Here is a 22,884-nt window from a genome sequence, read left to right on the forward strand (position 1 = left end):
TACCCGCAAAATGTAACCAGCCATGAGATCCTTACGCTATTGTGCAATCCTGATGTTTTTTGATTTCCACCAGGCAACTCATGGCGTTTGGTCCCTGCGTCAGCGACGAGGTTCCGATATCGAGCGTCAGCACATTGGGGTTACCCGCGCGATCGTGCGGCTGCCACGCCTTGCCAAAACCAGGATCAAACCAGGCACCGGTGGAGATAATGACCACGCCCTGAGTCACACCCTCGGTGATCCGCACGCCCGCCAGCATCATGCCGCGTGCGTTGCTCACCTCAATCTCGTCGCCCTCCACCAGACCGCGCGCTGCTGCATCCTGCGGATGCATGTAGAGCGTTTCGTGTCCGGCGGTTTTATTGCCCTGCACCGTTTCGGTGGCATCCAGCTGGCTGTGTAACCGGTCCGAAGGCTGAATTGAGATCATGTGCAGCGGATAGTCGTGGCTGACCGGCGAGCCGAGCCACTCCTGCGGTTCACGCCACTCCGGATGACCGGCAAAATCGTCAAGTTGGTAGTCCGCAATGGTCTGGCTGAAAAGCTCGATTTTGCCACTGGCGGTTTTAATCGGGTTCGCCTGCGGATCGGCGCGGAACGCCTCCATAAACTGATAGGGCTTGCCGCCTTCCGGAATTTCCACAAAGCCGCGCTGCCAGAACGCATCAAATTCGGGGAAATCGATGCCTTTGCGCTGATGCGCGGTCGCACACTGCTGATAAAGATGGGCGATCCACTGCATCTCGTTGCGCCCTTCGGTGAAGGTGTCGCGATAGCCGAGTCGCTCGGCCAGGTCCGCAAAAATATCGAAGTCGTTGCGCGCCTGGTGCTGCGGTTTAATCGCCTGATGCATCGCCAGCACAAAGCGATCGCGTGAGGAACCGCCGATGTCGTTGCGCTCCAGCGTGGTGGTGGCAGGCAGCACGATATCCGCCATCTGCGCAGCAGGCGTCCAGACGATATCCTGCACCACCACCGTATCGGGCCGTTGCCAGCCCTCCACCAGCCGGTTCAGCTGCTGGTGATGATGGAACGGATTGCCGCCCGCCCAGTGCACCATGTGAATGTCGGGATAGTGCAGCGTTTCGCCCTGGAAGCGGTACGGCTGGCCGGGATTGAGCAGCATATCGCTGATGCGCGCCACCGGAATCGACAGCCCGGACGGATTGGGGCCGGTGCTCATCATCGGGGCTGGCCCCTCCTGACGTGGGTTGCCAACGCTGTTCATTGAACCGTGACCAAATGAGAAACCTGCGCCCGGCAGGCCGGGCTGGCCGAGCATCGACGACAGCGCAATCATCATCCAGTAAGGCTGTTCGCCGCGATGGGCGCGCTGAACGGAATAGGAGCAGGTAATAAAGCTGCGCTTGCCGGTCAGCTGCTGCGCCAGCTGCACAATTCTATCCGCTGGAATGCCGGTGATACGACTGGCCCAGCCAGCGGTTTTCGCCACGCCGTCAGTTTCACCCAGCAGATAAGCACGCAGCTGCGGCCAGCCGGTGCAGTGGCTGGCGAGAAACGCTTCATCAACCGCACCGCGCTGGGTGATTTCATGGCCCAGCGCCAGCATCAGCGCCACGTCGGTATTAGGGCGAATCGGGATCCACTCGGCGTTAACGAATTCCGGACAGTCATCGCGCATCGGGCTGATGTTGATTACCGGCGTCCCTTTGGCCGCCAGCTGCATCAGCGCCGGTTTCAGGCTGTGCTGCCCTGCGCCACCCGAGGCAACCTGGGCGTTTTTCAGCGCCAGCCCACCAAAAGCGACAAAAATTTCGGCGTGTTCCACCACCTGCGGCCATTCGGTGACGCGCCCGGTCAGCGGCATATACGTGCCGATTACATAGGGCAGGAAGAACTGCGCGGCACCCCAGCTGTAGTTGCCCTGCTGATCGACGCCACCGCCACCCTGAAAGTAGAAACGACGAACCAGGGTGCGGGCGTGATTAACGCGACCAGCCGATGACCAGCCGTAGGAGCCGTTGAAAATGCCCGACGCACCGTAACGCTCGCGCACGCGGCGATTCTCCTCCGCCACCAGGTCCAGCGCGGTTTCCCAGTCGACGGCGACAAAATCTTCCCGGCCACGCAGCGTGCGATCGCTCTTTTCGCGTGACTTTAGCCACGAGCGACGCACCATCGGCTGGCGAATGCGTTTGTCTGAGTAGACCAGTTCAGGAATGGTGTGGATCATCGGTGACGGATCGGCATCGGCGAAGAAGGGTTCGCAGCCAATCAGGCGATCATTTTCAGTGACGGCGGTAAAGGCGCCCCAGTGAGCCAGATGTGGCACTTTGGTTTTCATCGTTGTTTTTCACGGTAGCCAGGTGGGAGATTGAGCATAACATGGGGCGGCGGCTGAGCAGAAGATGTGCCTGAGTGCCCGATTTCGCCCCTTTTTGCGACGACGCTGACATTCTGTCGGGTTGATGTGTCCGCCCTTTTCCGTAACACTGATGTGATGTGTAAACGTTTTCCCCAAAGCAGGTCAACGCATGGCTACCATAAAGGATGTTGCGCGACTGGCGGGCGTTTCTGTCGCCACAGTCTCACGTGTAATCAATAATTCTCCCAAAGCCAGCGACAGCTCCCGACAGGCCGTAGGCCAGGCGATGGAGCAGCTTCAGTATCACCCGAATGCCAACGCACGCGCGCTGGCGCAACAATCGACCGAAACGCTCGGCCTGATTGTCGGTGACGTCTCCGATCCCTTTTTTGGCGCGATGGTTAAAGCCGTGGATGAGGTGGCAGGCGATACCGGTAACTTTTTGCTGATTGGTAACGGTTACCATAATGAGCAAAAAGAGCGGCAGGCGATTGAACAGCTGATGCGTCATCGCTGCGCGGCGCTGGTGGTTCACGCCAAGAAAATTCCTGACGCAGAGCTGGAAGTGCTGATGAAGCAGGTGCCCGGTATGGTGCTGCTGAACCGGCTGATAAAAGGCTTTGAAAAGCGCTGTATTGCGCTTGATGATCGCTACGGTGCCTGGCTTGCCACCCGTCATCTGATCCAGCTCGGCCATCAGAATATCGCCTTTATCTGCTCGACCCACACCATCTCCGATGCCGAAGATCGCCTGCAGGGTTACTACGATGCGCTGAAAGAGCACGGCCTGCCGTGCAGCGACCGGCTGGTCACCTGGGGCGAACCGGATGAAGTCGGCGGTGAGCAGGCGATGACGGAACTGCTGGGACGCGGCAGGAATTTCACCGCTGTCGCCTGTTACAACGACTCCATGGCGGCAGGTGCACTGGCAGTGCTGAGCGATAACGGTGTTCGCGTGCCGGAAGAGATGTCACTGATCGGCTTTGATGATGTGCTGGTGTCGCGCTATGTGCGACCGCGCCTCACCACCGTCCGCTATCCGATTGTCACCATGGCGCAGCAGGCAGCCCAGCTTGCGCTGGCACTGGCTAACGATCTGCCGCTGCCGGAAGTCACCCACATGTTCAGCCCGACGCTGGTGCGTCGCCATTCGGTCAGCGGCCCGGCCTGATGCTACGGTGGCCGGTTCCGCACCGGCCACCGCATTTACTGAAAAGCGCGCAACAGCGTCTCCAGAGGCCTGACCAGCGCGATCACCGTTTCATCCTGCACCTGTGCAGCGGCATCGAGTTTCGCATGCATCTCCGCCACTTCGCTGGCACCAAACGCCTGGTTGCGGACGTAAGCATTCACCAGCGCGACGCCCATGGTGCTCAGCACCTCAATCTGCTGCACGCTGTGTGCCAGCGGCTTCAGCGTCGCGCTACCGTTGATGATCGGCATTACCGCAGTCGTGTTGGCCTGCCAGCGCTGCAGCGGGGCACGAACTGCGGAGGCAGCGTCCGGGTTATTACGGTTGGCGATTAACACGGCGACATGCTGCTCCAGCTGGCGCACCGCCTCACTCTCGGCAGGCAGCACATCCGCCAGCCGGTTTAACGGCTCGTGATAGTCGTAATGGCCCGCCTGAAACTTCAGATGCTGGCGGGTGTAATATTGCGCCGGTTCCAGCACCTCAGCCAGTATTTGCAGCGGGGCAATATCGTGCCCGTTGGCCAGCCGCATCATCTGCTGCTCCGTCTGGGCATGCTGCAGCGTTCCCACCGATACAGTGCTCCAGCGATCCATCGCTGACAGCCGCGAATACATTGAATCCATGTTCGTGACATCCTCTGCAGACCATAACCGCTCAGCCACCACAAAGGCGCGCGGCCACAATTTGGTATCAATAATCTGGCTGTTGATGTTTTCCGCCCACAGCGCCACCTCACCACCCAGCAGGTTATGCTGCACCTGTTCTGGCGTGGGCAGCACGGGCGCGATGCCCGCCGGCGGCTGCATCAGACACTGACCGCTGGTGGGATAACGGACGTTGCCCACCAGCACATAGCCTTTGAGGGACGGTTGCTGCAGCGTGAATACCGGCTGGAACGGCCCCATCCAGCTATCCACACTGAACTGCACCTGCTGCGTCGAGAGCCAGTTGATCTCACGGATCATCCGCCGGGACTTGCCGTCGAAGTCGATAAAACCGCGCCAGCCCGACTCGCCCTGAATGAGCGTAAAGCTGCCCTTCACCGGGCTGCCTTTGAGGCGCGGCATCGTGAATGACCAGCTCTGCGCCTGATCGCCGGGCCGCAGACGATCCAGGCCGTTGAGCCCGCGCGGCGTGACCTCATTGCGGTAGTGGTAGCTGGCAGGCTGGGGCTGATCGAGGTAGAACCCGGTGGAGAGAATACCGCGCGTGTTCTCTTTTGCCAGCGCACTCAGCGTATCCTGGCCCTGCCACGACTGGATCAGAATGCTGCGCGGCAGATCGGGATGGGCGATCTCATCCCAGCCCACCATCTGACGGTGATGGGCTTCCAGGATCTTTTCCACCCGCTGATTGAAGTACGCCTGAAGCGCATGCGCATCTTTCAGATTGTGATCGCGCATGAACTGCTGAATCGCGGGTGAGTCGTTCCACTGGGTGGGATCGACTTCATCGCCGCCGATGTGCAGCCAGGGATCGGGGAAGATCGCCGCCATCTCACCCACCAGCGTGTCGATCACCTGATAAACCTGTTCGTTACTGGGATCGAGCAGCGGTTTAAAGACGCCCCAGCCGCGCTCCATCTGATAATTTCCCGGTCTGCTTATCAGCTCCGGCATTGCCACCGCCAGCGCTGAGGCGTGTCCCGGCATATCCAGCTCAGGCACCACACGCACCCCACGCTCGGTGGCATATTTCACAATCTCCCGCATCTGCTGCTGACTGTAGTCGTTGCCATCGCTGGCTTTCTGCTGCAGCTGGGGATAGTGGCTGGAGGCGAATCGCCAGCCCTGATCGTCAGTGAGATGCCAGTGAAAGACGTTCATTCGCGCGGCGGCCAGGCCGTCGATCTGACGTTTAAGTGTCTCTACCGGCATAAAGTGGCGCGCTGTGTCGATCAGCACACCTCGCCACGGAAAGCGGGGATGATCGTGGATGGTCACGTAAGGAATCGTCGTGCCCTGTGCACCGTTTTGGATCAGTTGCAGCAGGGTTTCCATACCGCGCATCGCGCCAAAACGGCTGGGTGCAGTTAACAGGACGCCGTCGCCATCAACCTGCAACTGATAGCTCTCATCGCTGTCGGGCAGCGGCAGCGGGTCCACCGCCTTTGCAATGACGATACGTATAGTCGGCGCGGCCACCGGCTGGGATGCAGGCAACAGCGGCCAGCCCGTCTGGTTACTGATTCGCGCCAGCCAGCGTGCTTCAGCACCTGCCAGATGATCACCTGAGATTTGCAGCGTCAGTTGCGGCGTCAGGGTAAGTGCACCGCCACTGGCGGGCTGCTCCACCTGCTGCGGCCAGGGCATCAGTGGCAGCGGACTGGCCAGGACGAGTGGACAAAAGGCTGAAAGCAGGAGCAGAGAACGGGGTAACCACATTGGCGGGCATCCTTGTGACGTCAACGTTTTAACAGGGCATAACGTTGATTAAAGTTGCTGCACGCCAATACGCCAGTTAATCACCCGGAAACCTGATCTCAAAACCTGATTCTTACCTCAGTCGGCATTCCCTGCCGTGTTGAATCTTCCTTGTTTCAGGTCAAAACAGAACGCAATAATTCGCAGCAATCACTACATGTAGGGGATAGAATCCATCAAACACCTATATGTAGTTTACGGAGAGAGAAATGGCGACGGTGGTCATCAAGCGTGATGGATGTCGGACGGGTTTTGATGCGCAGCGTATTGAGCAGGCCGTCGCGGCGGCGGCACAGGCAGCAGAGGTCGATGACCTGGCCTGGTGCACGCAGGTCGCTGAGCAGGTTGCCCTGCGGCTGGCCGATCGTCCGGAAGTGGATATCCGGGAGATTCAGTGTGCAGTGGAAGAGACGCTGATGGCGGGCCCATACCCGCAGCTGGCGCGCGCTTACATTGAATACCGGCACGATCGCGATGTCGCTCGCGATCGTCAGAGCCAGTTACATCACGCCATTCGCGGCCTGGTCGATCAGACCAACGCGGCGCTGCTGAATGAAAACGCCAACAAAGACAGCAAAGTGATCCCGACGCAGCGCGATCTGCTGGCCGGGATCGTGGCAAAGCACTACGCGCAGCAGCAGATCCTGCCGCGCGATGTGGTGCTGGCGCACGAGCGCGGCGAGATCCACTATCACGATCTCGACTATTCGCCCTTCTTCCCGATGTTCAACTGCATGCTGATCGATCTTAAAGGTATGCTGACCAACGGCTTCAAAATGGGCAATGCTGAGATCGAGCCGCCTAAATCGATCGCCACCGCCACCGCCGTCACGGCGCAGATCATCGCCCAGGTCGCCAGCCACATTTACGGTGGTACCACCATAAACCGCATTGATGAAGTGCTCGCTCCGTTTGTTGAGCAGAGCTATACCCGGCATCTGGCAATTGCTGAGCAGTGGCAGATTCCGCAGGCAGAAGAGTATGCACGCCAGCGTACGGAGAAAGAGTGCTACGACGCCTTTCAGTCGCTGGAGTATGAGGTGAACACCCTGCACACCGCCAATGGCCAGACGCCGTTTGTCACCTTTGGTTTTGGTCTGGGGACTGACTGGGCAGCGCGGCTGATTCAGCAGTCAATTCTGCGCAACCGCCTGGCGGGGCTGGGTAAGAATCGTAAAACAGCGGTGTTTCCAAAACTGGTGTTCAGCATTCGTGAGGGCGTTAACCGCCGGGCGGGCGACGTTAACTACGACATCAAGCAACTGGCGCTGGAGTGTGCCAGCAAGCGGATGTATCCCGACATCCTCAATTACGATCAGGTCGTGAAAGTGACCGGCTCATTTAAAACGCCAATGGGCTGCCGCAGCTTCCTGGGCGTTTATGAAGAGAATGGCGAGCAGATTCATGAGGGGCGCAATAATATCGGCGTGATCAGCCTGAACCTGCCGCGCATTGCGCTGGAAGCGGGCGGCGATGAGGCGCGTTTCTGGACGCTGCTCGATGCGCGCCTGCTGCTGGCTAAGCGGGCGTTGATGACGCGGTTGGCGCGGCTGGAGAAAACCAAAGCGCGCGTCGCGCCCATCCTCTACATGGAAGGCGCCTGTGGCGTCCGGCTGAATGCGGATGATGAAGTTGGTCCTATTTTCCGCAATGGCCGTGCGTCGCTGTCGCTGGGCTATATCGGCCTGCACGAAACGCTGAACGCACTCAGCGGCGGTCATAAACACCCTTACGATGACGCGGCGCTGCGTGCTAAAGGTGTGGAGATTATCGCCTGTATGCGTGATGCCACCGAGCGCTGGAAAGAGGAAACCAGCTACGGTTTTAGCCTTTACAGCACGCCGAGCGAGAATCTGTGCGACCGCTTTTGCCGTCTTGATGCCGCGCAGTTTGGCCTGGTGCCGGGCGTCACCGACAAGGGCTACTACACCAACAGCTTCCATCTCGACGTTGAGAAGAAGGTCAATCCTTACGACAAAATCGACTTTGAAGCACCCTATCCGCCGCTGTCGAATGGCGGATTCATCTGTTACGGCGAATACCCGAATGTGCAGCACAATCTCAAAGCGCTGGAGGATGTCTGGGATTACAGCTATGACCGCGTGCCCTATTACGGCACTAACACACCGATTGATGAATGCTACGAGTGCGGCTTCAACGGCGAGTTCACCTGTACCAGCCGTGGCTTTACCTGCCCGAACTGCGGCAACCACGATCCGGCGCGCGTCTCTGTCACCCGACGGGTCTGTGGCTATCTGGGCAGTCCGGATGCGCGGCCGTTTAACGCCGGTAAGCAGCAGGAAGTGCAGCGTCGGGTAAAACATCTTGAAGAGGGACCGCTGGGATGATGCATATCCATCGCTACTATGATGTCGATATTATTAATGGGCCCGGCACCCGCTGCACACTGTTTGTCGCCGGTTGCGAACATCAGTGCCGCGGCTGCTACAACCAGAGCACCTGGCGGCTCGACTCCGGCGTGCCCTTTACACTTGAGATGGAGGAGCAACTGCTGGCGGATTTGCAGGATACGCGCATTCCGCGCCAGGGATTGTCGCTGAGCGGCGGCGATCCGTTGCATCCGCAAAACGTGCCGCACATCCGCCGTCTGGTGAAACGGGTGCGGCAGGCGTGTCCCGATAAAGATATCTGGCTCTGGACCGGTTACCGGATGCAGGAGCTGAACAGCGCGCAGCGCGCTGTGCTGGACTATCTCGACGTACTGATCGATGGTCGCTTTGTCGAAGAAGAGAAAGATGCCACGCTGCAATGGCGCGGCAGTCGTAATCAGATTATCTGGCCGTTACGCTGAGTGACGCGGGATATCGCCTGACTCAATGACAGTGACGCTCTCACCTCCCTGGGTGAAAGCCTGCTGGTGCAGACAGCGCGCGACGTCACGCGCATGCACGGCGCGCCAGTTACCCGGCAGCAGCGAGAACAGCGGCCCCGCCAGGCTTTCACCGCCGCGCTTCTGCTTGCGCTCTCCAAGCAGCAGTGAAGGCCGCACCAGCGTCAGGCGCGGCCAGCCCTGATGGCGCAGCGCATTCTCCATTTCACCTTTAACACGATTATATAAAAACGGTGAGTGACGACTGGCGCCGTGCGCGCTGACCACCAGCATCTGCTTCGCCCCTAAGCGTAATCCGCACAATCCACTGTCCACGACCAGGGTGTAATCGACGTGGATGAATGCCTGTTTGCTGCCCGCCTGCTTACGCGTGGTGCCAAGACAGCAGAACACCGTATCCAGTGAGCAGTCCAGCGGCCCCAGCACATCGGTGAGATCGGCTTCAACCGGGTTCACGACTTTCTGCATCACAGGCAGTGGCCGTCGGGTTGGCGCGATGATTTCATCGACGCGCGGATCCTCAATCAGTAAGCGCAGCAGATGCGACCCGACTAAGCCGGTTGCACCGGTCAGTAATACGCGATTCATCTCAGATTCGTCCTTATTTCACTGCGTATAGGTTAAAAGATAGCTGATCTTCACGGGCTGGCTTGCGTTCTGACTCTCAGCGACCAGGCTTACAGCGTTATCCGGAAAGCGCGCCTCGCGCTCCACAAATTTCAGGAGGAAAAAGATGAGCAAGAAAGTTGCGGTTTTAATTACCGATGAATTTGAAGACTCAGAATTTACTTCACCTGCGGAAGTGTATAAACGCGCTGGTTTTGAGGTGGTTACCATTGAGAAACAAGCCGGTAATGTTGTTAAAGGCAAGCAAGGCGAAGCGGAAGTGACCATCGATCGCAGCATTGATGACGTTAGCCCGGCTGAATTTGACGCCCTGCTTCTGCCAGGCGGCCACTCGCCTGACGCACTGCGCGGCGACGATCGTTTCGTGGCCTTTACCAAAGAGTTTGTTGCCAGCGGCAAGCCCATTTTTGCCATTTGCCACGGGCCACAGTTGCTGATCAGCGCGAATGGCGTTCGCGGTCGCAAGATGACCACGGTTAAAGCCGTTGCCATTGACCTGATCAATGCCGGTGCTGACTTCCATGATAAAGAAGTGGTGGTAGACGGCGATAAGCTGGTCACCAGCCGCACGCCGGACGATTTACCGGCCTTTAATCGTGAATCCCTGCGGATCCTCGAAGCGCTGTAAACCCGATACGCCCTTTTCAGCTGAAAGGGGCGTTTCTATTTTTCCCGCACCCAGGCAATTTTCTTGCCGAATCCCAGCGCATTATCCGTCATTTTCACCTCATCCAGCTCAATCTCCCACAGCGGTGCCGACACTTTGCGTGAGACCGGAAAACGTTTCTGGTAAGCGGCTCTGGCGATCTGCTCTGTGGCCTCCTCCAGCCTTTTAATCCGGCCACGATACTGCACCCCTTTTATCAGCAACACACTTCTGGGCTGACCATTGACGGTGCCCGCCACCTGCGGATTCTGCACCATCAACTCGCCGTGCCGGGTATCGGGTTCGGTCATGATCCAGAAGACCATGCGCGTCTCATCAAAGACGTAATAGCAGTTAGCGCACCACAGCTGATCGTCGGCGGTACAGCAGAGTGAAAGCACATGCTGCTTTCTGAGATAGCGAACCAGATGGGCGTGATCGGACAAGATATACTCCTGGCGGTGCACCAGAGCGTGAAGCGCGCTACACTGCCCGGCACCTTTTTTTGGGAAATGATTGCGATGAGTCAGCAGTGGCAACTCTACATCGTCCGCACGGCGAAAGGGATTCTGTACACCGGCATCACCACGGATGTGGTGCGCCGGGTCGCTCAGCACCAGAGCGGGCGTGGCGCACGTGCGCTACGCGGCAAAGGTCCGCTGGACCTGGTGTTTCACTGTGCAGCGGGCGATCGTGCCAGCGCCTCCAGACTGGAATATCAGGTTAAGCAACTGCCCCGCCAACAGAAATTACTGCTGGTGGCGGCTCAGCCGATCAGTCTGGAGAGCTGGCTGAGTATTACGGCTGGCGATTAAAGGGTTCGGCGTAGTCGATCTGCCCTTCCGCGCCGTCATAAGCATTCTCCGCCAGACGGTAGACCTGGAATGTGGCCTCTGTTCCCGGCCAGCGACTGCGCAGACCGTAGCGTGCCGCCGGTTCAAACCCAAAACGGTTGAACAGCGCCGGATCGCCCAGCACGACGACCGCGCTGTAGCCAAATTCATTGAGCGTATCCAGCCCCTCATAAATCAGCTTGCTGGCCAGACCCTGGCCGCGTAGCGTCTCATCAACGGCCAGCGGTGCCAGAGCCACCCAGCCGCGATCTTCACCCTGCACGCTGACCGGACTGAATGCGGCATAACCCAGCACCTGTCCTTCCTCATCAGTGGCGACCACGCCGAGCGTCAGCAGACCATCTTCACGCAGCGCCTGAGTCAGTTCCGCTTCTGCCGGGGTGCTGAAGCAGCGTTTGAGCAACGCGTCGATGCCTGCGGCATCCACACCAATTTCGCTACGGATCAACATGCGGCACCCGCGCGCGCCCGTGCGGCCTTCGCGTCCTGTTTCATACCGGCATCGATAAATTTCGCCATCTGTTCAATTGCCGTGCGTAACGCGGTGGGCATAGCCTCAGGTTCAATAGCATCCATTACGTTCTTCACCTCAAGTCCCAGTTCAGTGTCACCTTCAATCACCAGCCGGCGTTGAAAGAACAGCATATCGGGATCTGCTTTACGTGCTGCCACCAGTAACAGATCATTGGCATTGCCCCGAAACCAGACATCCGCTTCGGACTGTTGCAATACCGCCAGTCGGCCGTCCTGCAGCGTGGTGATCCAGTGCAGATTGAGATCGGCAATCTCGATACCCAGCAGGCGACCGTTCAGAAAGTCTAACTCACCTTCAGCCAAAGCATGGCGAAATTGCCAGTTTAAGAGTTGTTGCAGAATCAACTGTTTGACCGGAAATGGGGTGAGTGCTGCGGGTAACCCTAAGATTTTAGGGCCGTTTTTTACAAAATGGGCATGTATCCGCTCTAACACTTTCGTCACTCCCTTTAGAAAATTTTACGTATATTGCCATATCCTTTTCTGCGCGCCTCCTCTGAGATCAATAAAAACGGCTGCGGTGGAAAGGAAAAAAGTGCCGCAAGGGCCGATGAACTGGAATTTCACTGCCCCAAATCAACACACTGCCCGGATCAGATGCCTAGACTCGACGCCCATCGCATGTTGAGAGGAACATCTATGGAACTGCTCTGTCCGGCAGGAAATTTACCCGCCGTCCGCACCGCCACAGAGAATGGGGCTGATGCAGTCTATGTGGGACTGAAAGATGACACCAATGCCCGTCACTTTGCGGGCCTGAATTTCACCGATAAAAAGCTGGCTGAAGCGGCGCGCTATCTGCATCAGCATCGGCGCAAACTACATGTGGCAATTAACACGTTTGCCCATCCGGATGGTATGGGGCGCTGGCAGCGGGCAATCGATGTGGCGGCGCAAAACGGCGCCGACGCGCTGATCCTGGCCGATATTGCCACGCTGGAATATGCCGCGAAGCACTATCCGCAGGTTGAACGTCATCTCTCTGTCCAGGCTTCCGCGACCAATCTGGAGGCGATTCGCTTTTACCATCGCCACTTTAATCTGCAACGTGTCGTGCTGCCGCGCGTGCTGTCGATTCATCAGGTTAAACAGCTGGCGCGCAGCACGCCGGTGCCGCTGGAGGTGTTCGCCTTTGGCAGCCTGTGCATTATGGCCGAAGGCCGCTGCTACCTCTCCTCCTGGCTGACCGGCGAGTCACCTAACAGCGCGGGCGCCTGCTCACCGGCGAAATTTGTGCGCTGGCAGCAGACGCCAAAGGGCATGGAATCACGTCTCAATGAAGTGCTGATTGATCGCTACGCGCCGGATGAAAGTGCAGGTTACCCGACGCTATGTAAAGGGCGTTATGAGGTTAACGACAAGCGTTATCACGTGCTGGAAGAACCCACCAGCCTCAACACTCTGGAGCTGCTGCCGGAACTGCTGCGGGCAGGCATCGCCTCAGTGAAAATCGAAGGCCGTCAGCGCAGTCCCGCCTATGTTGCTGACGTGGCGCGCGTCTGGCGTCAGGCCATCGATCGCTGCAAAGCGCAGCCGGAACAGTTTGACGTCGCGCCGCAGTGGATGCAGACGCTGGGCGATCTCTCCGAAGGCACGCAAACCACGCTGGGTGCTTATCACCGCGAATGGCAATAAGGAGTCATGATGCAATATGCCCTTGGGCCGGTGCTCTGGTACTGGCCAACCGATACGCTGGAAGATTTCTATCAACAGGCTTCCCGCAGTAGCGCAGATATTATCTATCTCGGCGAAGCGGTGTGCAGTAAACGCCGCGCCACGCCCTATGCGCGCTGGATGGATCTGGCCCGCGAAGTCGCGGCCAGCGGCAAACAGGTAGTGCTGAGCACGCTGGCATTGCTGCAGTCACCCTCTGAGCTGAAAGAGCTGCAGCGTTACGTTGAGAACGGCGAGTTTCTGATTGAAGCCAATGATATCGGCGCGGTCAATATGGCCGCTGAACGTCACCTGCCTTTTGTCGCGGGCCCGACGCTGAATGTCTATAACGCTGACACGCTACAACTGCTGGTCAAAGAGGGCATGACGCGCTGGTGTATGCCAGTGGAGATGTCCCGTGACTGGCTGCTACAGCTGCTGGAGCAGTGCGAGAGACGAGGTATCCGGCAGCAATTTGAGGTGGAGGTACTGGGCTACGGTCATCTGCCGCTGGCGCTCTCGGCGCGCTGCTTCACCGCCCGCTCGGAAAACCGCGCGAAAGATGACTGCGAAACCTGCTGCATCAACTATCCAGCAGGCCGTCGCGTTAACTCTCAGGAGGGACAGCAGGTGTTCGTCCTCAATGGCATTCAGACCATGAGCGGCTACTGCTATAACCTGGGTAACGATCTGGCGGGTATGCGCGATCGGGTTGATTGTGTCCGGCTCTCGCCGCAGGGTGTCACGACGCTGGCGGAGATCGACCGTTTCCGCGCCAATGAAAACGGCCAGGCACCGTTAATGGTCGCGAAAGGCAGCGATTGTAACGGTTACTGGCGCAAACTGGCGGGTATGACGCTGGTCTCCTGAGTAAAAGCACATACCGGCTATATTCCTGCACAGGTTAGCAGTTTTAATAGAAGGAATGATGCGTAATACTTAATGGTGCAGGCCTTCACTTAATGCCTGCGCCATTCAACGGGAGTAGTCATGTCTGATAAAAAACCTCTTCGCCTGTCCGTACTGGATCTTGCGCCGATTCCACAGGGCGCGACCGCACGGGATGCGTTCCATAATTCACTGGCGCTGGCGCGTCAGGCTGAAAAACTGGGTTTCGAACGCTACTGGCTGGCTGAACATCACAACATGACAGGGATTGCCAGCGCCGCGACGTCAGTGCTGATTGGCTATCTGGCGGCGAATACCGAGACCCTGAGGCTGGGATCGGGCGGGATCATGCTGCCTAACCATGCGCCGCTGGTCATCGGCGAGCAGTTTGGCACGCTGGCTTCCCTCTATCCTGGGCGTATCGATCTCGGCTTAGGTCGTGCGCCAGGTTCTGACCAGCGCACCATGATGGCGCTGCGCCGTCATCAGGCCAACATGCATATCGACACCTTTCCCGAAGATGTCGCTGAACTGATTAACTGGTTCGATGCTGACGCGGATGCGCAGCTGCCAGTGCAACCGGTGCCCGGTCTGGGTCTGAAAATTCCGGTCTGGCTGCTCGGCTCCAGTCTTTACAGCGCACAGCTGTCAGCAAAAATGGGCCTGCCGTTTGCGTTTGCCTCCCACTTTGCGCCTGACCAGCTGTTCCAGGCCTTGCACGTCTATCGCGAGAACTTCAAGCCATCAGCGCGTCTCGATAAGCCTTACGCCATGGTCTGCATTAATGTGGTCGCCGCTGATAATGAGCGTGATGCGCGTTTCCTGTTTACCTCAATGCAGCAGCAGTTTATTAACCTGCGCCGCGGCAAACCGGGCCCGCTACCGGCACCGGTTGAAAACATGGATAACCTCTGGTCACCTTCAGAACAATATGGTGTTCAGCAGGCACTCAGCATGTCACTGGTCGGCGATATTGATAAAGTGCGTCATGGGCTGGCCTCACTGATGCGTGAAACCCAGGCGGATGAGATTATGGTCAACGGCCAGATTTTTAACCGCGATGCGCGCCTCAAATCCTTTGCCATTGCGATGGAAGCGGCAAACAGCCTCTAATCAGTTTTGCGGTGGGCGGCGGGTCTCTGTGCTCACCGCCAGTTCACGGCTGTCCCTCGCCGGTGATTGCCCATACAGGCGGCGATACTCCCGGCTGAACTGTGACGCGCTCTGATACCCCACCCGATAACCTGCCGTACCGGCATCCAGCTTTTCTACCAACATTAAACGCCGTGCCTCATTCAGCCGAAGCTGTTTCTGGTATTGCATCGGCGTCATGGCAGTGACGGCTTTGAAGTGATGATGCAGTGAAGAGATACTCATGCCGACATTACTGGCAAGCTGATCGATTTTCAGCGGCTGATGAAAATTCTCCCGCAGCCAGCGTGCAGCCTGTGCCACCCGACTGCCCGGCCGCTCAGCCAGCGCCATGTTTAAAATCCGCGAGCCTTCTGGCCCGGTCAGCAACCGGTAGAAAATCTCCTGCTCAATGAGCGGAGCCAGAGCATCAATATCTTCGGGATGGTCAAGCAGGCTTACCAGTCGAATGACCGCATCCACCAGCAAAGGTGAGACTTTATGTACGGTGACGCCGCGTTCATCAGGTGCGATCGCCAGCGGCAGCGCGGGAGGAAACTTTTCAAGATAGCGCCTCAGCCGGGATTCATTGATGGCAATACCAATCCCCAGATTCGGCTTTTCCGGCGTGGCGACAGTCACGCAGGCGCGTACCGGCATATCGAGTGTCACCAGCAGCAGATCACCCGGCCCATAGTGCAGCACCTCATCACCCATATGCAGCGCTTTACTGCCCTGCGCCACCAGCGCAAAACTGGCCCATTGAGCAAAGTGCATGGGCTCAGTGGGCGCTGAAACCCGGCCAAAAAACAAGCAATCGATGGCACTGGAATGCCGGCCATCCTCCGGCGCATGACGGGCAATTAACTGTGCCAGCGCCTGCCACTTATCACTCTCTGTCACTCTGTTCTTCCCCCTCCTGCTCGCTGTGCTGATATTACCTGACCTCCGGCCAAATACCTGTTGCGATAAGGCACTTTTGCAGGATTGTGCAAAAAGCTTGCAGGATTGCGCTACCCGCTTCTCAGCACCAGCGCGCATAGTCTTTCGACGCAATCATTACGGCGGAGAATGACATAATGAAAGCACTGCAGAACAAAATCGCACTGGTGACCGGCGCCTCGAAAGGCATAGGTGCGGCGATTGCTATCGCCTTTGCCGCAGCGGGCGCACGCGTCGTGGTCAATTATCGTCAGGATGAAGTCGGGGCCGCTGACGTAGTCAGCGATATCATCACCCTGGGCAGTGAAGCCGTGGCAGTTCAGGCAGATATCTCTCGCCTGCGGGATGTGGAACGGCTGTTCGCCACCACCGCAGACTGTTTCGGCGCACCTGACATTGTGGTGAACAATGCAGGCAGCTTTCATCACGGCGAGTTTGAGGCGCTGACACAGGAGGAGATGCAGCAGCAAATTAACGTTAACCTGCTCGGCACGCTGATGGTCTGTCAGCAGGCGATTCGCCACTTCCCCGCGCACGGCGGCAGCATTATTAACCTCAGCGCCCTTAACAGTAAAAACAGCACGCCGGGCTCCGTACTCTGGGCAGCCACCAAAGGTGCGGTGGATACCCTGACTCAGGGACTGGCGCGCGAGCTGGGTGCCAGGAACATACGGGTTAACGCCCTGGCGCCTGGCATGATCCTGACTGAGGGATTACTGGCAGCGAAGAGGATGAGTCCGCAGCTCAAAGCGCAGCTGCTGGCGGCTACGCCGTTGGGGCGTTTTGGTCTGCCAGAGGATGTCGCGCAGGTGGCGCTTTTTCTGGCCTCTGAGGAGTCCGCCTATGTCAGCGGAGAGCGCGTCATGATTAGCGGCGGTGCCTGACGGGCATAAAAAAAGGGAAGCCAGTGGCTTCCCTTTTTACTACGACGCTAAGTCGTTATGCATCACGACGACGTGGAGCGGCAGCTGCGCCTTCTTCACGACGTGGACCACGGCTACCTTCACGGTTAAATGTACGTCCACCGCCTTCACGACCACCTTCACGGCGTTCAGAAGAGAAGCGACGACCACCTTCACGGTTAGCTGCGCCCGGACCGCCAGCACCTGGACCACGACGCTCACCGCCAGCTGGACGACGATCACCACGGCCTTCGTTTGGCTGTGCATCACCCAGCAGCTGCATATTCATCGGTTTGTTCAGAATACGCGTACGGGTGAAGTGCTGCAGCACATCGCCTGGCATGCCTTTCGGCAGCTCGATAGTTGAGTGGGTGCCAAACAGCTTGATGTTACCGATATAGCGGCTGCTGATGTCGCCTTCGTTAGCGATAGCGCCAACAATGTGACGAACTTCAACACCATCATCGCGGCCTACTTCAATGCGGTACAGCTGCATTTCACCAACGTCACGACGTTCGCGACGTGGACGGTCGCCATCACGGCTTTCGCGGTTTTCACGCGGAGCACGATCGCCACGCGCTTCACGGCTGTCACGACGGCCATCACGCTCGTCACGATCGCGGTATTCGCGACGTGCAGGACGTGGTGCTTCTGGTGGCAGAATCAGAGGACGTTCGCCCTGTGCCATCTTCAGCAGTGCAGCTGCCAGTGTTTCCAGATCCATTTCATCTTCAGGCTGCATTTTAGCCAGCAGAGCACGGTACTGATCCAGATCGCTGCTTTCCAGCTGCTGCTGTACTTTCGCGGCAAATTTAGCCAGACGACGCTCACCCAGCAGTTCTGCGTTAGGCAGTTCAACTTCAGGAATGGTCAGCTTCATTGTACGTTCGATGTTACGCAGCAGACGACGCTCGCGGTTCTCAACAAACAGCAGCGCACGGCCAGCACGACCGGCACGACCGGTACGGCCGATACGGTGAACGTAAGACTCTGAATCCATCGGGATGTCGTAGTTCACAACCAGGCTGATGCGCTCTACGTCCAGGCCACGGGCCGCAACGTCGGTTGCAATCAGGATGTCGAGACGACCATCTTTCAGGCGTTCCAGCGTCTGCTCACGCAGTGCCTGGTTCATGTCACCGTTCAGCGCGGCGCTGTTATAGCCACTACGCTCCAGCGCTTCTGCCACTTCAAGCGTCGCGTTTTTAGTACGCACGAAGATAATAGCAGCATCAAAGTCTTCAGCTTCCAGGAAGCGAACCAGTGCATCGGTCTTACGACCATAAGCAGTCCAGTAGCTCTGGCTGATATCAGGACGCGTGGTCAGGCTTGACTGAATACGCACTTCCTGTGGATCTTTCATGAAGCGTTTAGTGATACGACGAATCGCTTCCGGCATAGTTGCAGAGAACAGCGCAGTCTGATGATCCGCTGGAATCTGTGCCATGATGGTTTCAACGTCTTCGATGAAGCCCATACGCAGCATTTCATCGGCTTCATCCAGCACCAGACCACGCAGGTTAGACAGGTCTAACGTACCGCGTTTCAGGTGGTCAAGCAGACGACCAGGCGTACCTACAACAACCTGTGGACCCTGACGCAGTGCGCGCAGCTGCACGTCATAACGCTGGCCGCCGTAAAGGGCGACGACGTTCAGGCCACGCATGTGTTTAGAGAATTCGGTAACTGCTTCAGCAACCTGTACCGCCAGTTCGCGGGTAGGTGCCAGCACCAGGATCTGTGGCGCTTTAACAGTAGGATCAATGTTGTGTAACAGCGGCAGAGAGAAAGCCGCAGTTTTACCACTCCCGGTCTGCGCCATGCCTAACACGTCACGGCCCGCCAGCAGGTGAGGAATACACTCAGCCTGGATTGGGGATGGCTTTACGTAGCCCATGCCATTCAGTGATTCAAGGATGTCGGCGTTCAGGCCAAGGTCAGCAAAAGTGGTTTGAATATCAGTCATGTAGTACACGTGCCTCTTAGATTGCGGCGGCCAGTCTACATAACTCGTCGTGAAAACTTTCAGTCATTTTCATCAAAAAGTGTGAACCGGCTCAAATTAAAAGTTTTGACGAACAGAAAAGCCTTCATCCTTTAAGATGATGACTTAACAGGTTTTACAGGCAAATTAAGTTCGTCAGCTATTGCTGGTCAGATTCTGATAAATCGTCTTGTGCCTGGCCGAGTTGCGCCAGTTCCAACAATGCGTATCGGTGTTCAACAAAGTTATTGACGTTGTTGGCCACCGCCAGTTTGAACAACGCTTTCGCGTCGTCCTTCTCCCCCAGACTTAGGTAGTACTTACCTAAATAGAAGTTGGTTTCACTGAGATGTTCAGCGAGCGAGGTGTTATCCGTTGCGTCCGCCTTGAGACTTTCCATCAACGTTTTCTCGTTGATATCTCCAAGGTAGAACTCGACAATATTCCATCCCCATTGATCTTTCGCCGCTTTGTCGTAACGCTGTTGAAGCGCCACTTTTGCCTTGTCAGCATCCATCTCACGTTCAACGAGATAGAGCCACAGACTGCGGAAAGGATCGTTAGGATCGTCTTGATAAAACGCCAGCAGATCATCTTGCGCTAACTTGTATCGACCGCCGTAATAGAGGGCGATACCACGGTTTAAATGCGCATAGTTGTAAGTTGGATCAAGCTCAAGTACAGAATCAAACGCGTCATAGGCGGCATCAAAGTTGCCCGCCTGCGTTAAATATATGCCTAAGTAGTTAAACACTTCGGGCATATCTGGTCTTATAGACAGCGCTTGCGAAAAATCGTTCCGCGCTAATGCCCGCAGACCTAAACTATCATACAACACTCCGCGCTCATATAACAGCTGTGCGCGTTCATCATCGGTGAGAGCGCGACTGGCAAGAATTTGTTCCATGCGCGCCAGTATCACTTCCTGCTGCAGTGTGGGCTGTAAAGGCACTGCAAGAACTTCGTTCTTACGCCAATTGGAGTTGCTGCATCCTGCCAGCGTCAAAGCTGTCGCAACAAAACACCAGCGCAGAAAAGGCTTCATTTCCCACTCCCGAATACAAACATTGGGATAACCATCCTGTCATCCGCCTGCTGTGCACAAGGATTCCCGCCCTCGCGATGATACAAACGCCCCTCTCTGCCAGGCAAAGAGGGGCAAACCAGCAACGTCTTATTCCGCGTCAGGTGTAATCACCGCTGCAGCTTCTTCAGTCTGCGGCTTAGATTCTGTCGCTTCTTTGATGCTCAGACGTACGCGGCCCTGGCGATCAACTTCCATCACCTTAACCGGCACTTCCTGACCCATCTGCAGATAATCAGTCACTTTCTCAACGCGCTTATCAGCGATTTGTGAAATGTGAACCAGACCTTCTTTACCACCACCGATAGCGACGAAGGCACCGAAGTCAACGATGCGGGTCACTTTACCACTGTAAACGCGGCCCACTTCGATTTCTGCAGTGATCTCTTCGATACGACGAATCGCTTCTTTCGCTTTCAGACCATCGGTCGCAGCAATTTTAACGGTGCCGTCATCTTCAATTTCAATCGTTGTGCCGGTCTCTTCGGTCAGTGCACGAATCACTGAGCCGCCTTTACCAATCACATCTTTGATCTTGTCAGAGTTGATTTTGATGGTGTAGATGCGTGGAGCAAATTCAGAAATCTCGGTACGCGGTGTGCTGATAGCCTGTTCCATAACGCCGAGGATGTGCAGACGCGCACCCTTAGCCTGGTTCAGCGCTTCCTGCATGATTTCACGCGTGATGCCTTCGATTTTGATGTCCATCTGCAGCGCGGTGATACCTTCACGGCTACCGGCTACTTTGAAGTCCATGTCGCCCAGGTGATCTTCATCGCCCAGGATGTCAGACAGAACCACAAACTTCTCATCTTCTTTCACCAGACCCATTGCGATACCCGCAACGGCGGCTTTGATTGGCACACCTGCATCCATCAGCGCCAGTGAAGCACCACAGACAGAGGCCATTGAAGAAGAACCGTTAGATTCGGTGATTTCAGACACTACACGCACGGTGTAAGGGAAATCTTCCGCTTTTGGCATAACGGCTAACACGCCACGTTTCGCCAGACGACCGTGACCAATTTCACGACGCTTAGGCGAACCTACCATGCCGGTTTCGCCGACAGAGTACGGAGGGAAGTTGTAATGGAACAGGAAGCTGTCGGTACGTTCGCCCATCAGCTCATCCAGGTTCTGCGCATCGCGGGTTGTACCCAGCGTGGCCGTAACCAGCGCCTGCGTCTCACCACGGGTGAACAGTGATGAACCATGGGTACGTGGCAATACGCCAGTACGCACGTCCAGACCGCGGATCATATCTTTTTCACGGCCATCAATACGTGGCTCGCCATTCAGGATACGGGTACGAACGACGGTTTTTTCGAGGCTATGCACGATATCGCCGATTTCTGAACCATCCAGCGTTTCATCTTCAGCCAGCAGAGCAGCAATGGTTTCGTCTTTAATGACGCCAACCTGCGTGTAACGCTCCTGCTTGTCAGTGATGCGGTAAGCATCGCTGATGCGCGCTTCTGCCAGGGCAGCAACACGAGAAATCAGTGCGGTGTTAGCCGCTTCTGGCTGCCAGTCCCAGCGTGGTTTGCCAGCTTCTGCAACCAGGGCATTGATGTTTTCGATAACAATCTGCTGCTGATCGTGGCCAAAGACCACAGCGCCCAGCATCTGCTCTTCTGACAGAATCTCAGCTTCAGATTCAACCATCAGAACGGCATTCTGCGTACCCGCAACAACCAGATCCAGACGAGACTGTTTCAGCTCATCTGCAGTTGGGTTCAGAACATATTGATCGTTAATATACCCTACGCGCGCTGCACCGATTGGGCCATTGAACGGCAGACCTGACAGCGCCAGAGCGGCAGAAGCACCCATCATCGCAACGATGTCCGGGTGAACCTGTGGGTTAACAGAAACCACGGTTGCAATAACCTGGACTTCATTAACAAAGCCTTCCGGGAACAGTGGACGAATCGGGCGGTCAATCAGACGCGAAATCAGCGTTTCGCCTTCGCTTGGACGGCCTTCACGACGGAAGAAGCTGCCTGGGATACGACCAGCAGCGTAAGTACGCTCCTGATAGTTTACGGTCAGTGGAAAGAAGTCCTGACCTGGTTTAGATTTTTTCTGACCTACAACAGTGACGAACACTGCAGTATCGTCCATGCTCACCATTACAGCGGCAGTCGCCTGGCGAGCCATCATGCCGGTTTCCAGCGTGACGGTATGTTGACCATATTGGAATTTGCGTACGATCGGATTCAGCAAAGTCAAAGTCCTTAACTTCGGGGCATGGCTATCTGTAGCCCGCCATTGATTACCAATCTTCAGCTGCATCCTCGCGACTAATGACAACCCTCGACCGCCTCTGCGGTAAAGCCTCTCATTAGCCGCGCGAAATTCTGCAAACTAAAGATCACACTAAGCAACAATACATCAGTTTGGACCGGATTGCTGCCGATTGCTCGAAAAAAGGGGCCATAAAGGCCCCCTCTTCACGAAACTCGCACAAATCTGATCGTAAGCTGCACACAGTGCAAAAAACCACATAATGCCCCGACGATCAGATTTTTCAGACTTAGCGACGCAGACCGAGACTTTCGATCAGGCTGCTGTAGCGTGCAACGTCTTTACGCTTCAGGTAGTCCAGCAGCTTACGACGCTGAGATACCATGCGCAGCAGACCGCGGCGGCTGTGGTGGTCTTTTTTGTGCTCAGAGAAGTGACCCTGCAGATGGGTAATCTGCGCGGTCAACAGGGCAACCTGAACTTCGGTTGAACCGCTGTCGTTAGCACCACGGCCATATTTAGCAACGATCTCTGCTTTAGCTTCTACGCTTAGAGACATAATAAACTCCGGTAATAAATGAATGTATGGGTGCCGAT

20 protein-coding genes are annotated in these 22,884 nt (G+C 56.7%); 9 read left to right on the top strand and 11 right to left on the bottom strand.

The annotated features are described in order from the left end of the window. Positions 1–31: 31 nt before the first annotated feature. Complete coding sequence (locus tag P2R09_RS18520) at positions 32–2,305, bottom strand: molybdopterin guanine dinucleotide-containing S/N-oxide reductase (protein WP_275771877.1); 2,274 nt, start codon at positions 2,303–2,305, stop codon at positions 32–34. 190 nt (positions 2,306–2,495) lie between these two features. Between P2R09_RS18520 and galR the strand changes: the two genes are divergently transcribed. Continuing rightward, the gene (gene galR, locus P2R09_RS18525; RefSeq protein ID WP_003851033.1) at positions 2,496–3,497 is read left to right on the top strand and encodes an HTH-type transcriptional regulator GalR; all 1,002 of its coding nucleotides are present in this window, start codon (positions 2,496–2,498) and stop codon (positions 3,495–3,497) included. Positions 3,498–3,532: 35 nt separating this feature from the next. Here galR and P2R09_RS18530 read toward each other — a convergent pair whose 3' ends face one another. Further along, positions 3,533–5,905 (bottom strand): family 20 glycosylhydrolase, encoded by a 2,373-nt coding sequence (locus P2R09_RS18530; protein ID WP_275771880.1) that lies wholly within the window; start codon positions 5,903–5,905, stop codon positions 3,533–3,535. Between the two features lie 248 nt (positions 5,906–6,153). Between P2R09_RS18530 and nrdD the strand changes: the two genes are divergently transcribed. Beyond that, positions 6,154–8,292: an anaerobic ribonucleoside-triphosphate reductase gene (nrdD, locus tag P2R09_RS18535; protein WP_275771882.1), complete on the top strand. Its 2,139-nt coding sequence runs from the start codon at positions 6,154–6,156 to the stop codon at positions 8,290–8,292. Continuing rightward, complete coding sequence (gene nrdG / locus P2R09_RS18540) at positions 8,292–8,756, top strand: anaerobic ribonucleoside-triphosphate reductase-activating protein (protein ID WP_181162224.1); 465 nt, start codon at positions 8,292–8,294, stop codon at positions 8,754–8,756. The genes nrdD and nrdG overlap by 1 nt, the downstream gene beginning before the upstream one ends. On the opposite strand, the gene P2R09_RS18545 is transcribed toward nrdG, so the two are convergent. Beyond that, positions 8,748–9,383 carry an NAD-dependent epimerase/dehydratase family protein gene (locus tag P2R09_RS18545; protein ID WP_275771883.1) on the bottom strand — a complete coding sequence of 212 codons (636 nt, stop codon included), beginning with the start codon at positions 9,381–9,383 and terminating at the stop codon, positions 8,748–8,750. The two genes, nrdG and P2R09_RS18545, sit on opposite strands and share 9 nt — an antisense overlap. 145 nt (positions 9,384–9,528) lie before the next feature. Between P2R09_RS18545 and P2R09_RS18550 the strand changes: the two genes are divergently transcribed. Next, positions 9,529–10,050, top strand: a complete 522-nt coding sequence (locus P2R09_RS18550) for a type 1 glutamine amidotransferase domain-containing protein (protein ID WP_275771884.1) — start codon at positions 9,529–9,531, stop codon at positions 10,048–10,050. Between the two features lie 35 nt (positions 10,051–10,085). Here P2R09_RS18550 and P2R09_RS18555 read toward each other — a convergent pair whose 3' ends face one another. Beyond that, the gene (locus P2R09_RS18555) at positions 10,086–10,514 is read right to left on the bottom strand and encodes a YhbP family protein (RefSeq protein WP_039658932.1); all 429 of its coding nucleotides are present in this window, start codon (positions 10,512–10,514) and stop codon (positions 10,086–10,088) included. A 75-nt stretch (positions 10,515–10,589) separates the two neighbouring features. Between P2R09_RS18555 and P2R09_RS18560 the strand changes: the two genes are divergently transcribed. Beyond that, positions 10,590–10,883 (top strand): GIY-YIG nuclease family protein, encoded by a 294-nt coding sequence (locus P2R09_RS18560; protein WP_033743118.1) that lies wholly within the window; start codon positions 10,590–10,592, stop codon positions 10,881–10,883. Here P2R09_RS18560 and P2R09_RS18565 read toward each other — a convergent pair. Next, positions 10,867–11,373, bottom strand: coding sequence for an N-acetyltransferase (locus P2R09_RS18565; protein WP_275771887.1), 507 nt, complete (start codon positions 11,371–11,373; stop codon positions 10,867–10,869). The genes P2R09_RS18560 and P2R09_RS18565 overlap by 17 nt on opposite strands. Continuing rightward, on the bottom strand, positions 11,367–11,891 hold the full coding sequence (locus tag P2R09_RS18570) for an SCP2 domain-containing protein (protein ID WP_003851052.1): 525 nt from the start codon (positions 11,889–11,891) through the stop codon (positions 11,367–11,369). Before P2R09_RS18570 ends, P2R09_RS18565 begins: the two co-directional genes overlap by 7 nt. Positions 11,892–12,095: 204 nt before the next feature. Here P2R09_RS18570 and P2R09_RS18575 point away from each other — a divergent pair, with 204 nt between their 5' ends. From P2R09_RS18575 to P2R09_RS18585, 3 genes are all read left to right on the top strand, one after another. Further along, positions 12,096–13,091: a peptidase U32 family protein gene (locus P2R09_RS18575; protein ID WP_275771888.1), complete on the top strand. Its 996-nt coding sequence runs from the start codon at positions 12,096–12,098 to the stop codon at positions 13,089–13,091. A gap of 9 nt (positions 13,092–13,100) precedes the next feature. Then, on the top strand, positions 13,101–13,979 hold the full coding sequence (locus tag P2R09_RS18580) for a U32 family peptidase (RefSeq protein ID WP_275772137.1): 879 nt from the start codon (positions 13,101–13,103) through the stop codon (positions 13,977–13,979). Positions 13,980–14,099: 120 nt separating this feature from the next. Continuing rightward, positions 14,100–15,110, top strand: coding sequence for a luciferase-like monooxygenase (locus tag P2R09_RS18585; protein ID WP_008925426.1), 1,011 nt, complete (start codon positions 14,100–14,102; stop codon positions 15,108–15,110). Here the strand turns inward: P2R09_RS18585 and P2R09_RS18590 are convergent, their stop codons facing one another. After that, positions 15,111–16,031: an AraC family transcriptional regulator gene (locus P2R09_RS18590; RefSeq protein WP_275771889.1), complete on the bottom strand. Its 921-nt coding sequence runs from the start codon at positions 16,029–16,031 to the stop codon at positions 15,111–15,113. A gap of 176 nt (positions 16,032–16,207) precedes the next feature. Here P2R09_RS18590 and P2R09_RS18595 point away from each other — a divergent pair, with 176 nt between their 5' ends. Then, on the top strand, positions 16,208–16,954 hold the full coding sequence (locus P2R09_RS18595; protein WP_008925425.1) for a glucose 1-dehydrogenase: 747 nt from the start codon (positions 16,208–16,210) through the stop codon (positions 16,952–16,954). 55 nt (positions 16,955–17,009) lie between these two features. Here the strand turns inward: P2R09_RS18595 and P2R09_RS18600 are convergent, their stop codons facing one another. The 4 genes from P2R09_RS18600 to rpsO form a co-directional block, all read right to left on the bottom strand. Beyond that, the gene (locus P2R09_RS18600) at positions 17,010–18,938 is read right to left on the bottom strand and encodes a DEAD/DEAH family ATP-dependent RNA helicase (RefSeq protein WP_003851058.1); all 1,929 of its coding nucleotides are present in this window, start codon (positions 18,936–18,938) and stop codon (positions 17,010–17,012) included. 178 nt (positions 18,939–19,116) lie between these two features. Beyond that, the gene (gene nlpI, locus P2R09_RS18605; protein ID WP_003851059.1) at positions 19,117–20,001 is read right to left on the bottom strand and encodes a lipoprotein NlpI; all 885 of its coding nucleotides are present in this window, start codon (positions 19,999–20,001) and stop codon (positions 19,117–19,119) included. Positions 20,002–20,130: 129 nt separating this feature from the next. Continuing rightward, complete coding sequence (gene pnp / locus P2R09_RS18610; RefSeq protein WP_275771892.1) at positions 20,131–22,266, bottom strand: polyribonucleotide nucleotidyltransferase; 2,136 nt, start codon at positions 22,264–22,266, stop codon at positions 20,131–20,133. Between the two features lie 310 nt (positions 22,267–22,576). After that, positions 22,577–22,846, bottom strand: a complete 270-nt coding sequence (rpsO, locus tag P2R09_RS18615) for a 30S ribosomal protein S15 (RefSeq protein ID WP_003851063.1) — start codon at positions 22,844–22,846, stop codon at positions 22,577–22,579. Positions 22,847–22,884: the final 38 nt, after the last annotated feature.

The organism is Pantoea sp. Cr_R13, from assembly GCF_029222565.1.
Lineage (GTDB): Bacteria > Pseudomonadota > Gammaproteobacteria > Enterobacterales > Enterobacteriaceae > Pantoea > Pantoea eucalypti.

What these genes read in the sequence shown, in the direction of transcription:
- P2R09_RS18520 (WP_275771877.1), bottom strand. Translation starts at nt 2,305, where the DNA reads ATGAAAACCAAAGTGCCACATCTGGCTCACTGGGGCGCCTTTACCGCC.
- galR (WP_003851033.1), top strand. Translation starts at nt 2,496, where the DNA reads ATGGCTACCATAAAGGATGTTGCGCGACTGGCGGGCGTTTCTGTCGCC.
- P2R09_RS18530 (WP_275771880.1), bottom strand. Translation starts at nt 5,905, where the DNA reads ATGTGGTTACCCCGTTCTCTGCTCCTGCTTTCAGCCTTTTGTCCACTC.
- nrdD (WP_275771882.1), top strand. Translation starts at nt 6,154, where the DNA reads ATGGCGACGGTGGTCATCAAGCGTGATGGATGTCGGACGGGTTTTGAT.
- nrdG (WP_181162224.1), top strand. Translation starts at nt 8,292, where the DNA reads ATGCATATCCATCGCTACTATGATGTCGATATTATTAATGGGCCCGGC.
- P2R09_RS18545 (WP_275771883.1), bottom strand. Translation starts at nt 9,383, where the DNA reads ATGAATCGCGTATTACTGACCGGTGCAACCGGCTTAGTCGGGTCGCAT.
- P2R09_RS18550 (WP_275771884.1), top strand. Translation starts at nt 9,529, where the DNA reads ATGAGCAAGAAAGTTGCGGTTTTAATTACCGATGAATTTGAAGACTCA.
- P2R09_RS18560 (WP_033743118.1), top strand. Translation starts at nt 10,590, where the DNA reads ATGAGTCAGCAGTGGCAACTCTACATCGTCCGCACGGCGAAAGGGATT.
- P2R09_RS18565 (WP_275771887.1), bottom strand. Translation starts at nt 11,373, where the DNA reads ATGTTGATCCGTAGCGAAATTGGTGTGGATGCCGCAGGCATCGACGCG.
- P2R09_RS18575 (WP_275771888.1), top strand. Translation starts at nt 12,096, where the DNA reads ATGGAACTGCTCTGTCCGGCAGGAAATTTACCCGCCGTCCGCACCGCC.
- P2R09_RS18580 (WP_275772137.1), top strand. Translation starts at nt 13,101, where the DNA reads ATGCAATATGCCCTTGGGCCGGTGCTCTGGTACTGGCCAACCGATACG.
- P2R09_RS18585 (WP_008925426.1), top strand. Translation starts at nt 14,100, where the DNA reads ATGTCTGATAAAAAACCTCTTCGCCTGTCCGTACTGGATCTTGCGCCG.
- P2R09_RS18595 (WP_008925425.1), top strand. Translation starts at nt 16,208, where the DNA reads ATGAAAGCACTGCAGAACAAAATCGCACTGGTGACCGGCGCCTCGAAA.
- P2R09_RS18600 (WP_003851058.1), bottom strand. Translation starts at nt 18,938, where the DNA reads ATGACTGATATTCAAACCACTTTTGCTGACCTTGGCCTGAACGCCGAC.
- nlpI (WP_003851059.1), bottom strand. Translation starts at nt 20,001, where the DNA reads ATGAAGCCTTTTCTGCGCTGGTGTTTTGTTGCGACAGCTTTGACGCTG.
- rpsO (WP_003851063.1), bottom strand. Translation starts at nt 22,846, where the DNA reads ATGTCTCTAAGCGTAGAAGCTAAAGCAGAGATCGTTGCTAAATATGGC.